The organism is Archangium sp. (assembly GCF_036277355.1).
Classification (GTDB): Bacteria; Myxococcota; Myxococcia; order Myxococcales; family Myxococcaceae; genus Archangium.
On the sequence record NZ_DASUNC010000202.1, the window covers coordinates 51,501 to 63,752 of the forward strand.

8 protein-coding genes and 1 pseudogene are annotated in these 12,252 nt (G+C 70.3%); 4 read left to right on the plus strand and 5 right to left on the minus strand.

Going from position 1 to position 12,252, the window contains the following annotated elements:
* Positions 1 to 13 precede the first annotated feature (13 nt).
* A complete protein-coding gene (locus VFZ09_RS49945; protein ID WP_329734947.1) occupies positions 14 to 649 on the plus strand; it encodes a TetR/AcrR family transcriptional regulator in 636 nt (211 codons plus the stop codon).
* 104 nt (positions 650 to 753) lie between these two features.
* Here VFZ09_RS49945 and VFZ09_RS49950 read toward each other — a convergent pair whose 3' ends face one another.
* Positions 754 to 5,418, minus strand: coding sequence for a lamin tail domain-containing protein (locus VFZ09_RS49950; protein ID WP_329734948.1), 4,665 nt, complete (start codon positions 5,416 to 5,418; stop codon positions 754 to 756).
* A 251-nt stretch (positions 5,419 to 5,669) separates the two neighbouring features.
* Here VFZ09_RS49950 and VFZ09_RS49955 point away from each other — a divergent pair, with 251 nt between their 5' ends.
* Entirely contained in the window at positions 5,670 to 6,221 is a 552-nt protein-coding gene (locus VFZ09_RS49955) for an FHA domain-containing protein (protein ID WP_329734949.1), read from the plus strand.
* A gap of 25 nt (positions 6,222 to 6,246) precedes the next feature.
* Here the strand turns inward: VFZ09_RS49955 and VFZ09_RS49960 are convergent, their stop codons facing one another.
* From VFZ09_RS49960 to VFZ09_RS49975, 4 genes are all read right to left on the minus strand, one after another.
* Complete coding sequence (locus VFZ09_RS49960; protein WP_329734950.1) at positions 6,247 to 6,936, minus strand: tetratricopeptide repeat protein; 690 nt, start codon at positions 6,934 to 6,936, stop codon at positions 6,247 to 6,249.
* A complete protein-coding gene (locus tag VFZ09_RS49965; protein WP_329734951.1) occupies positions 6,908 to 8,221 on the minus strand; it encodes a serine/threonine-protein kinase in 1,314 nt (437 codons plus the stop codon). Before VFZ09_RS49965 ends, VFZ09_RS49960 begins: the two co-directional genes overlap by 29 nt.
* A gap of 177 nt (positions 8,222 to 8,398) precedes the next feature.
* Positions 8,399 to 9,823, minus strand: a complete 1,425-nt coding sequence (locus VFZ09_RS49970) for a MopE-related protein (RefSeq protein ID WP_329734952.1) — start codon at positions 9,821 to 9,823, stop codon at positions 8,399 to 8,401.
* A 2-nt stretch (positions 9,824 to 9,825) separates the two neighbouring features.
* Positions 9,826 to 11,073: a PEGA domain-containing protein gene (locus VFZ09_RS49975; protein WP_329734953.1), complete on the minus strand. Its 1,248-nt coding sequence runs from the start codon at positions 11,071 to 11,073 to the stop codon at positions 9,826 to 9,828.
* A gap of 213 nt (positions 11,074 to 11,286) precedes the next feature.
* Between VFZ09_RS49975 and VFZ09_RS49980 the strand changes: the two genes are divergently transcribed.
* A complete protein-coding gene (locus VFZ09_RS49980) occupies positions 11,287 to 11,853 on the plus strand; it encodes a hypothetical protein (RefSeq protein WP_329734954.1) in 567 nt (188 codons plus the stop codon).
* Positions 11,854 to 11,899: 46 nt separating this feature from the next.
* Positions 11,900 to 12,252 (plus strand): annotated as a pseudogene (locus VFZ09_RS49985) (DUF2380 domain-containing protein); the annotation flags it as partial.

Genomic DNA, 12,252 nt, shown 5'->3' on the forward strand with positions numbered 1-12,252 from the left:
GATATCTAACTGGATGCGTAAGGCAGCGGAGAAGCGGGAGATCAAGCAGGAGCGCGCGGCTCGGACGCGAGTGGAAATCCTGGAGGCGGCCATCACGTTGTTCGCGCGACGGGGAATCCTCGCGACGACGATGGCCCAGCTGGCCAAGGCCATCCGGATGACGCCGGGGGCGCTCTACTGGCACTTCCCCACGAAGGAGGATCTGCTGCTGGCGGCCATCGACGAGCTGCACGGGCGCTACTACGCCGAGTTCGATCCGGTGCTGACCGAGCAGCAGACGTTTCCGGCGAGCGTGCGGCTCAAGACGTTCATGGAGCGCACGCATCAGTTCCTGCGCAGCCACCGCGAGTACGGCATCTTCTTCGGGATGGTGGCGGCGGAGTCGGCGGAGAACAACGACCGGGTGGCGGAGGCCCTCCGGGAGAAGCTGGGCATCTACGTCACGGCGGTGGAGAACATCATCCTCCACGGCCAGCAGCAGACGAAGGAGTTCCGCCAGGACGTGGACGCGAAGCATGCCGCGCACGGCATCATCGGCGCCTTCATCGGCGCGATGCTGCATCAGAACCTGTTCCGCGAGTCGGTGCCGTACGACGGCATGCACACCGCGCTGGCGCAGCTGCTGGTGGAAGGCACCGTCACGCGCTGAAACGGCAACGCCCCCCGCGTCACCCGGACTGCGTGACACGGAGGGCGTTGGGACTTCACCGGCCCCGCCCGCCCCCCGGTGGAGGCGGACGGGCCCGGCATCCGTCAGGGCTGCTCGGTCGGGCTCGAGGAGTTCTGCGGATCGCGCGTGGTGCGCTGCAGGAAGTCCACCGAGTTGTCGTTGGAGTCGTAGCCGTTGCCCTTCGCCGCGTCGGCGCCGCCCGTGGCCATCGTGGCGGCCGTCGAGGTGGCGAGCGCCTTGCGCTCGAGGCTGCCGCCCGGAGACGGGTGCGCGGGGCCGTACCTGGTCTCGGAACCCACGGCGGTGGAGCCGTAGCCGAGCGTATCCACCGCGTTCGGGTCATCGAGCGACGCGCCCACCTCGGGCTTGCCGATGCGCAGGGCGCCCGCCGAGCCCGACATGTTGAGCGCGTGGGTCGCATCCGGGGTGACGGCGCCACGGTAGTTCCCGTTGGCGAGCAGGAAGTACCCATACGCCGGGATGCTCTTGCCGTCCGGGATGGTGTAGGTGTTCGAGCTGCCGTAGGTCGTCCCGCCCGCGCTCTTGTACTGGAGCTTCCAGCCGCTCAGGTCCACGGGCTCACTGGACGGGTTGTAGAGCTCCACGAACTCGTCCTGTTGCTCGTCCGGGCTGGTGCTCGTGGGGCCGCCGCGCGCGGAGATCTCGCTGATGACCACGTGCGGAGGCAGCGCCGCGACCTCGATGTTGGCCGTGGCCGAGCTGCCCGCGCCCAGGGTGTTGGAGGCCACGAGCTTGCCCGTCACCTCCTGCTCGCCCGCGGTGAACGTCACATCCACCGTCTTGGCGCCCGAGGCGATGGTCGCGGTCGCCGCGTTGAGGGTGCCCAGCTCAGGAGGCGTGAGGGCGAGCAGCACGGTGAAGCCGTCGGTCTCGGCCGCCTTGTCGAGCGTCACGGTGAAGGTGCGCGAGGCCTTGGGAACGAGCTTGGCCTGGGCGGGGGTGATGCTGGCGATCCTCGGGAAGGGCAGACGCACCGTCACGTTGGCGGTGACCTCCTTCGCGCCGAGCGAGGCCTTGATGGTGCCCGTGCCACTGCCCGTGGCATCCGCGGTGAAGTCGAAGACGGCCGTGCTGGCCCCCGAGGCCACCGGCACCGTGAGGGGCACCGTCCCGAAGGCCGCTCCCGCCGTGGGAGGCGTCGCCACCAGCCGCACGAGCATGTCTCCCGGAGCCGCCCCACTGAGCGTCACCGTGAACGGCTGGGTGGTGCCCTGGAAGACGGCGACCGGGCTCGGGGTGATGCTGACGATCTCCGGGAGGCTGGCGGTGGCCAGCTCGATGGTGGAGCTCTGGGACGCGGTGGTGCCCGCCACCCGGGCGGTGAGCGTCCCCGGGCCGGTGCCAGGCGCCGCGGACGTCTTGAAGGTGAAGGGGACCAGGAGGCTGTCGGTGCCCACCGTCACTGGATCGATCGTGCCGAGCTCCGTGGGCAACACCTCGAGCTCGAGGGTGGTGCCCGCCGGAGCCGGGATATCCAGGGTCGCCAGGAGCGTCACGTCGTTGGACGCGGCGGTGACGATGCGGCCCGGGGCGAGCGTGGTGAGCCTGGGCTGCTCCGCGGCGCCCAGCACGCGCACCGTGGTCTCCTTCGAGGAGGCACCCATCGTGGCCTTCAGCGTCACACTGCTCGCCATGGCCACGGGGATGAGCTTCACCTCGGCGCTGAGCTGCCCCTTGGGGATGATCACCTTGCCGCTCTGAGCCACCCGCAGGCTGGCCGTGTCGGACGAGGTGACGGTGACCTCGACGTCCTCACCGTAGGCCGCCGGCAGCGACACCAGGAGCTTCGCCGGCCCGATGATCGAGCACCCGTTGGGGTCACACGCGGGATTCACCCGGATGAACGGGGTGGAGGGCAGCCCGAAGGAGGCCAGGGGCGGCGGAGGCAGGAGCAGATCGTCCGCGCTGCGCGGCTCGAGCTTGGAGTTGCCATTGCGCCACTCGAGGATGCCGCGCACGCGGCGGAACTCCGTGCCCACCTCGGGCATGGGGTGGCGGTACATGAGATCGTTCACCCGCAGGCCCTGCGTCTCCGTGCCATCCGCCCGGGTGTCCACGACGAACTCGTACGTGGGCGCGTAGTCGGCCGTGCCCGGGGTGGGCTCCTGCTTGGACACGAAGACGTTGGTGACCTCCACCAGCACGCTCTCGAGCGCCGCGGCGCGCGAGCCGCCCGTGTTCACATCGGAGGGGGAGACGGCGACGGGCGCCGGCAGCGGGGCGGTGCCCAGCTTCGTGAAGGTGACGTTGTTGAGCTGGAGCTGCCCGAAGTAGTCCTTCACCAGGGCCGTCTTGATCTCGATGAGATCGCCCACCGCGGGCTTGGCGGCGGTGGAGGACGAGGAGAAGACGTAGACGCCGGACCAGTCCGGGCCGGAGGTCAGCTCCGCCGTGGGAATCTGGACGTAGTAGCTGTTGCCCGCGATGGCCGTCACCACCGCCTTGGGAATGGTGACGGTGTAGCCCATGAGCGGGATGGCGCCGGACACCGGCCGCTTGACGTCGTAGAGGGAGACCGAGCAGAGCACGTCGTTCGGGTTGGCGTTGGGGCACGCGTCGCACGCGTCACCGCGGCCATCGCCATCCGTGTCCGTCTGCTCCGGGTTGGCCACACCGGGGCAGTTGTCACCGGGGCTGAACTTGCCATCACCGTCCTCGTCCGCCGGGTTGGGCGCGGTGCAGGTGGAGACACCGGCCTCCAGCGGGCACGGGTCGCACGCATCACCCACGCCGTCGCCGTCGGTATCCGCCTGCTTGCGGTCGTCCAGGGGGCGGATGGGGTTGAAGACGATGGGGCAGTTGTCCTCGGCGTTGGCGACGCCGTCACCATCGAAGTCGGCGAGCCGGCGGATGCCGCTGTAGACGGTGGAGCCATTCTGCGAGGCGGCCACCGGGGCGGTGGCCGTGCGCTGCGGCTCGCAGGAGGGCTCGTTCGTCGGGGTCACATCGGCGCAGAAGAACAGCTCGTATGCGCTCTTGTTGACCTCCCTCAGCTCGGCCAGCGTCTTGCCCGTCTCGGACTTCACGCACGCCGCCTTGGCACTGCCGCACATGGGAAGGTCCTCACAGGGCTCCGTCGCGCCCACGGTCAGCGCGGCCACGACCGCCTTGTCGCCGAAGAGCGGCTTGCCGCCGCGCACGGTGAGGACCACGTCGTCCGGCCGGGCCTCGATGACGGCGCGGTGCGGGGAGTAGGCGAAGGTCTTGAGCTTGAAGATGGCCAGATCCGCCACCTTCTTGGGGGCGATGCGGCCAATCTTCTCCCAGGTCTCCGTCAGGTCCGCGGCGTTCGCCGTGACCATCCGCCACAGCTCCTCGTCGGTGAAGGTCCGCGAGTAGTGCACCTCGTTGAGGTAGCTGGCGCAGCGCAGCTCGCGCAGGATGTTCATCGAGCCCGACTGCAGCCAGTCCGTGCCCAGCGCGATGTTCACACCCAGCTGCTTGTAGGCGGTGACCATGGCCGTCTCGCCGTACAGGGAGATGTTGGAGCGCGGCGACCAAATGAGGCCCGTGCCCTTCGCGGCCATCTTGGCGATGTCCGCCGCCGTGAGACCGATGCCGTGGATGATGGCCGTGTTCGACGCCAGCAGCTGCTGGCTGCCCGTGCCCTCACCGGAGAGGCAGCGGAACTCGTTGCGCGCCGACTCCGCGATGCCCTCGGCGATGTGCGGCAGGTAGGCCGACAGGGGCGGAATCTCGCTCGGCGTGTCGAGGCTCGTCCTGTAGTTGCACCCGCTCGACAGCTCCTCGCCGCCGGAGTCACCGATGGGGAACGTCTGGAAGTTCAGCTCCGGCTCGGCGAGGCCCTCCTGGGCCGTGCCCGAGGAGTTCAGATCGCGCAGGAAGCCGGGACGGCCGCCGCTGCTGGCGATGGCGGTGGTGCCGGCCATCACCTGGCGCAGCTCGGCCCAGCGCACGCCGAGGTCCGCCGCCGTGGAGCCCGCGGACAGCTTGGTGTGCCCGTCATGCGCGGCCCCGCCCACACGCCAGTCGTGGCGGTGCTCGTAGCGCTCCGCACGCCCGGCCTCCGGCGCCTTCTGGTAGTCGATGTGATCGTGCGCGTTGATGAGCGCCGGGGAGATGACGCCCTGCGGGCAGGCAATGACCGTGGCGGTGTCCGCCCCCGCCGTGCCCGAGCAGTCGCACGCCGAGCACTGGATGATGCCCTTGTCGTCCACCAGCACCTGGCCGCCATTGAGCGTCTTGCCATCCATCAGCACCACGCCCTTGTAGAGGCGCGCCGTGCCGGTACCAGCGAGCACCTTGCAGGTCTCACCGGCCGTCGGCTGCTCCTCTGCCTTCACCGTCCAGTTGCACTGCTGCGGCGCCGGACGGGTGACCACGCAGGTGCTCTCGCACCCGTCACCGTCCGTCGTGTTGCCGTCGTCGCACGCCTCGGAGATCTCCCGCTTGCCGTTGCCGCACACGGCCAGCACTTCCTGATCCGGCGTGGTGATGCTGCAGTCGTTCTGGCAACCGTCACCGTCCACCTGGTTGCCGTCGTCACACGCCTCGCCGACCTCCTGCTCTCCATTGCCGCAGACGGCCGGCGCGCTCTCGGTGGTACAGCTCTTCGAACAGCCGTCACCGTTGGCGGTGTTGCCGTCGTCACATTGTTCCTTGCCCTCGACGCGGCCATTGCCGCATTCCTCGGGCGGGGTGCACGCCGAGAGCAGGAGAAGTCCTGCACTCAACAGTGCCAGGAGATGGCGGGGGTGATTGCGCATGCAGTTCCTGGGGGGGTTGGGGGTTGGACCTGCGCAGTGGGCTCCCGCCTGGTGACAACGGCGTGAAGCACACTGAAACATTCAAGTGACACCTTACGCCGGAGGTGGGCCGGGTGAAAATCCGTGCCAGCCGTTTGGACGCCTGCTTTCGGCCGAAAACGCCCCTCTCAAACGCGCACTCTTGGACAACCCGGCGACTCCGGACACCCGAAGCAGTGGCGATCAGACGCCGGAGGTGTTTCTCTCCCCTCATGGCGCGCTCCCTGCTGCTCTCGCTGCTCGTGCGGCAGCACCTCGCACTCAAGGAGAAGTTCCGGGCCCGCTACCCGCACTGCTGGCTGGTGTGGGAAGCCGGGGTCTGGAACGTTCCGGAGAACAGCGAGCAGAACCACGGCACCACCCGGCTGCCCACCTCGGATCTCCGCGACTGCCTGCCGTCGGGGGATGCCATGTGCTTCGAGCTGGCCGTGGCGCCGGGGAAGGACACGCTGACGCTGGGGCGGGCCTCGCACAACGTCTTCGTCATCAACGACGCCACGGTGTCGCGCGAGCACCTGGCGCTCCACCCCCAGCCCGACGGGAGCTGGACGGTGGAGGCGCTGGCCCAGGGCGGGCCGGCGATGCTCGGCGGCAAGCGGATGCGGCCCGGGCAGCACCTGCCGCTGGAGTCCGGCATGCAGCTGCAGCTGGGCGACGTGCGGCTCACCTTCCACGACGCCGAGAGCTTCCACACCCGCATGGGCCACACGGCCGCGCTGATGATGGCCCACCAGCGGGGCGGCTCCCGGGAGACCCCGGCCTGAGCGGGGCCCGGGCCCCCGGCTGCGGCTAACGCACGGTGCCCAGCGTGGTGGGGCGCGGCTGGGGAGCGGTGGCCGCGTAGATGACGCCGCCGGCGAGCACCGCCACGGCGCCCGCCCCCGCCCACACCCACCACTTCGTCAGCACGCTGTCTCCCTTCACCTGGGCCTCGGTCCGCGCGGAGGTCCTCGCGCCGGGCACCAGGGCGCGCTTGCCCTCGCCCTGCTGGACACGGCGCGCGGCGATCGCCTCGGCCTGGGCCCGCAGCGCCGCGGCCTTCGCCTGCTCCCGCGCCGTCTCCTCGCGCGCCTGGCGCCGCTCCTGCTCCCGGAGCACCGCCTCGTCCATCTCCGCGATGAGCTCCCGCGCCAGCGCGGCGTTGGACGGCTCCTCCTTGGAGAGCGTCAGGTAGCGCCGGTAGAAGAAGCCGGCGCGCTCGGGACGGCCCATCTGCCGGTGGCACTGGGCGATGTTGAAGAGGAAGCCCGGCAGCGGCATCAACCGGTACGCCTCGCTGTAGGCGTCCAGGGCCTTCTGGAACTCGCCCAGGTCGTAGGCGATGTTGCCCTCGGAGAACCTGGCGCGGGCCTGCGACTCCACGTGGGCGCCCACCTCCCCGTTCGCGGCGCGCGCGGACAGGGGCGACACGGCGAGCGCCACCGCCACCAGCACCGGCAGCAGGGAGCGCTCAGCGAGCGAACGGATCGATGACGTCATCGCGCACTCCGGGGTTCTGCTTGCGGTGGACAGCGGGGCGGACGGAGTCGCGCGCCTGCTTGCGGCCCGTCCGCGGCTCCGCCTCCTGGACGAGCGGCGCCTCGAGCGGGGCGGACGCGCCGGGCGGCTCCTCGTGCCCGGTGGCGAGGGTGACGGGGGCCCGCGCGGCCACCTCGTGCGCCCCGGAGGTGGCACCCCGCCGCACGCCCCACGAGAGCACCAGCCCCGCGAGCGCCAGGGCCACCATGCCCGAGGCGATCAGCGGCCAGGGGCGCCGCGCACCGGACAGGGCCGCGGGCACCGCCATGGGCTGGGTGGGACGCTCGTCCTCGGAGAGCTGGGGGGCCCGCGGCTCCGTCCCCGTGTCCGACAGCAGCGCGGTGATGACCTCGGCGAGCTGCCGCGGCCGGTCCGCGGGCTCCTTGGCCAGGCAGCGCAGGGCGAGCTGGGCCAGCACCTGCGGCACCGGCTCTCCCGCGGGCGTGTGCGAGGGCAGCGCGGGGGGCGGCTCGGTGAGGATCTTCACCATGAGCTGGCCGAAGTTGGAGGCCTGGAAGGGCGGCCGTCCGCCGAGCAGCTCGTAGAGGACGGTGCCCACCGCGTAGATGTCCGCGCGGTGGTCCACCGGCAGGCCCGCGGCCTGCTCCGGCGACATGTACGTGGGCGTGCCGATGATGGTGCCATCCAGCGTACCGCTGGTGTTCTCGGCGGTGAGCAGCTTGGCCACCCCGAAGTCGAGCACCTTCACGAAGTCCTGCTGCCCGGCCTTGTGGGCCACGAAGAGGTTGTCCGGCTTGACGTCCCGGTGCACCACCCCCAGCTGGTGCGCCGCGCCCAGCGCCGCGCACACCTGCACCAGCATGCGGCGGATGCGCTGCAGGGTGAGCTTCTCCTCCTGCAGCAGGGCGGAGAGGCTCTGCCCGCGCAGCAGCTCCATCACGCAGTAGACACGTCCGTGCTCCGCGTCCTCGATGAAGTCGAAGATCTCCACGATGTGTTCGTGGTTGATCTGATTGACGGCACGCGCCTCCTGGAAGAAGCGCTGCACGAAGCCGCGGTCATGGGAGAAGGCGGAGCGCAGCACCTTGAGGGCCACCTGGCGCCCCAGCCGCGTGTGACGCGCCTGGAACACCTGGCCCATGGAGCCTTCGCCCAGCAGGCGCTCCAGCTGGTAGCTGCCGAGGATGTCGCCTTCCTGAAGCTCGCGGTCCACGACCGTCGAGCCGCCTGCGGCTTGGAAGCTGCCTGAGAGCACCGTGCCCGAGATGAAGTCGTCGCCGCGCATGGGCGGCAAACCTTTTCATCCTCTCATTCCTCGGCAACCCACACAGCCAACGTTGTCGCCAGGGTGACGACTCTTCTGTCCCGCCCAGGGCGCAGAAGGCCTCCTGGGTTCCATCAGTGGGAACAGGCCCGCCCCGGGGGGCGAGCCTGTGCTCAGGTGTGAATCAAGCACACACCGTCAGGCGCAAGAGCCGTTGTTCTGGCAGGTGCCCGCCGCGCCGTTGGTGCGGGTGCAGGCGGTACCGGCGGGACAATCCGTCTTGTCCGCGCAGTCGGTCTGGGTATCGCCGTCGTTGTCCGTGCGGTCGTTGCAGATGGTCTCCTTCTTGGCGCAGTTGTTGAAGGAGCAGCCCGCGCCACAGACACCGCTGACGCAGTTGGAGTCCGAGTTGCCGACGATGCAGTCGGTCCTGCCCGCGTTCCCATCGTTGTCCTTGGCGTCGGAGCAGGCCACCTCCACCCGGGTCCCGGTGTTGGTGCACAGGGTGCCGTCACTGAAGCTCTTCCAGTAGCAGTCGCTGTCCGCGCAGTCGGCGCCGTTGTTGCCGTCGTTGTCCAGGCCGTCATTGCACACGGTCTCCGTGGCGGCGCCACCCGAGCACAGGCAGCCCCCGGCGACGCTGCAGTCCTTGCCGTTGCAGTCGACGGTGTCCGCGCAGTCGGTGCCCTCGGTGCCGTCGTTGTTGATGCCGTCGCTGCAGATGGTCTCCACGGCCTTGCTGCCCTGGCAGAGGCAGCCGGCGCCGCACGACTGGTTGGCGCAGTCGGGGTCCGCGCAGTCGGTGCCCTCGGTGCCGTCATTGTTGAGGCCGTCGCCGCAGGCGATCTCCTTCTTCACGTAGTTGGTGCAGACGCAGCCGGTGCCGCACGACTTGCCAGAGCACTCCTCCTCGACGCAGTCGGTGAATCCATCCGGCTCGTTGTCGACGCCGTCGCCGCAGTTGGCCTCGCCAATCGCCCGGCCGACGCAGACGCAGTTCTTGGCCGTGTCGCCGGCCTTGCACACGCGCGTCTGGTTGTCGCAGTCGCTGTCCGCGCAGTCCTTGGCGCCGTCCCCGTCGTCGTCGGTGTTGTCGTCACAGAGCGTCTCGCCGCGCGTCTTGCAGGCCCCATCCACGCACAGCTGGGTCACGGCGTTGCAGACGTTGCCGCACCGGCCGCAGTTGGCGATGTCCGTCTGGACGTTGAAGCCCTCGTCCGTCTCGCCGTCGCAGTCGTCATCGACGCCGTTGCACGACTCGGCGGAGGCGGGCAGGACCTCGCCGGTGCAGACCATGGAGCCGTCGGCGCCGCAGGTGACGCGGCCGGCCTTGCAGCCGCCCACGTCCTTCGTGCCCTCGGGGCCGGTGTAGCAGCTGGCCGCGGTCAGGTCGTCCAGCTGGCCGTTGCAGTTGTCGTCCTTGCCGTTGCACACCTCGGTGGTGGGCGTGCAGCAGTAGCCGCGCAGGCCCGCGCCGCGGGGAGCGCACACCACGCCCTGGGCGGCGCAGTCCTCGGCCGTGTCGCAGCTGAAGAGGGTGTCGTCCGGAAGCTCCGGCACCCAACAGCCCGCCGCGGACAGCGCGAGCACCAGACAGCAGAAGAGGGAAGAAAAGGACTTCATGTTCAGAAGCTCCCGCCAAAGACGAAGTGGAGGGCCGTGCCACTGGTGCCCTTCCCGCTGGAGACGGGGGCCACCGAGGAGGACACCGGCTCGGAACGCGCCGGGACGACGAGGAGCCACAGCAGGCTGCCGCCCGCCACCGCGCCACCGCCCGCCATGAGCGCCGTGGAGATCATCGACTGCTGCCGGGCGGCCAGGTACTCGGCGCGAGACACGTCCATGATCCCGTCGCCGTTGGCGTCCCGCACCTTGCCCTGGAGGCCCATGCCCATGGCCACGCCCGCGCCCACCGCCGCCAGACCCAGCACCGTGGTGTAGAGGGCGGGACGGCTGAAGACGGAGGGGCCGGAGGGGCCGCTGGACTTCTTCTTCTTCACGCTCGCCACGGCGTCCGCCGGGGGTCCCTCGGGCGCGGGGCCATTGAGCTCCAGCCGCACCGCCACCTCCTGCGTCTCGCCCGGCGCGAGCGTCAGCGTCTTCGTATAGGTGGAGTACTCGTCGGCCTCGACGATGAGCTGCACCTCGCCGGGCGGCAGCTTCGCCTCGACGGTGCCCACGCCCAGCATGCGCTCACCCACGCGCACCACCGCCTGCGACACGTTGCTGGACACCTTCAGCATCGAGCGCGGCCGGGCCAGCTCCGTCACGCGCTTGGAGAGCACCTCGCCCGCCTCGCGGATGAAGTTGCTGTCGGTGGGCTTGCGGCCCGTCACCACGTCCGTCTCCACCGCGCCCCGGTCCCGGTCATACGTCCACAGCCGCAGCGTCCAGCCCTCGTCCTCCAGCGCCAGGCGCGCCGTGGTGAGCAGGTCCGCGTCGAGCGTGTCCGCCGGTCCACTCAAGCACGCGGCCTCCTGGCAGCGCAGGGCGGTCTCGTAGTCCGACGCGAGCTGCTCGCGGACTTCCGCGGGCTCGGAGGCCCTGGCCACCCGGCCGGTGCGCAGCGCCACCGCCTGCAGCCACCCCATCCACCGCTTCGCCGCCGCGGCCCCGGCGCGCTCGGGCGTGTCCAGGCCCACCAGCGCGAAGCGCGGCTGCAGGTCCGCTCCGGGCGTGCCGCTGCTCAGGTCCAGGCCCAGCCCGCCCTGCTCGGCGTCCTGAGGAGTGCCCTCTCCGGAGTCCTGCTGCTGCTCGTTGCTCTGGGTGTTGGAATCACCGGACAGGTCCAGCCCGAGGCCCTGGGCCCGGGCCGGGCCGGCGGTCAGCGCGAGTGCCAGCAGGCCGGCCACATACACGACGGGGGTACGCATACACACTGTTGTACCGCGAACAGCGCCCGCTGCGGAGCACCGCCGACGTCGCATCCCGCTCTTGCCATGGGAGCAGGCAGGTGACTGCCACGTCCGGGTCCGCCATGTAGCCCCCAGGCACACCTGCAACCCTCTCGCGGGCCCACCCGTGGCAGACTCGCGCGAGGAACGAGGTGCCGCGCACGGGCACGCCGGGCCGAGGAGGAGGTTGCTGTGTCAACGGATGAGACGGGGTCGTCTGGCAACGGCGGGCAGCACAGGGTGGCCGGGTATCTGGGCTCGCTGGCGTTCCACATCAGCTACGTGACGCCCATCTTCTGGTTCGTGGAGCTGCTGCAGAACCAGCTGTACTGGAAGCTCACCGGCGAGCCGGGGTGGACGTACCCGCGCTCGCCCTACCACTGGTTCTCCTTCGAGAGCGTGGGGCTGTGGGCGGGCTCGGTGACCATCATCTGGTGCCTGAACTTCTTCTGGTTCCTGCGCCGGGACGTGGGGCTGGTGAAGCGGATGGTCATCGCCGGCACGGTCTGCTTCGCGGGCGAGTGGCTGGCGGGCTTCGTCGCCGACCGCGTGTTCGGCCATCCGATGCAGATCTGGACGAACGCGCCGCTGGTCTACATCCAGTTCAGCGCGCTCTTCTTCTGGTGGTGGGACGTGCTGCTGTACGAGCTGCTGACGGTGGACATCGCGAGACTGGGCCGGCCCGCCACGGCGACGCCGGAGCCGGGTGCGAAGGCGGAACCACTTCCCGGTTCGAGCTCCTCTTCGTCACTGCGGTAACGGGCATGGCGGACAGGCTCGGCAGGAGATGAGGACTCGCCAAGGAATGGGCGTGCTGCTCGCCCTGGCCCTGCTGTCCAACGCCTGCGCGTCGCTGACGCCACCGCCCGGCCGGGGGATGAACCTGCGCTACACGCACGGCGAGGGCGCCACGCCCGCCTGGGCGGGTGGCACGGGTGAGCCGCCCTCGCCCGAGCCCGGGGGGACACAGCGGCTGCACCGCCGCCAGCAGGCACGGCAGGCGGTGACGGCGGTGGACCCGGGCGATGCGGACACCCAGGCACGGGGGAGCGCCCTGGCGTCCCACCTGGCTTTGCTGGGGGCCGTGGACGAGGTGTCCGCCTCCACCCGCCGCCTTTCCCGTGAGCTGCCCAGACTCCGGGCCAGCCACCAGGGCAT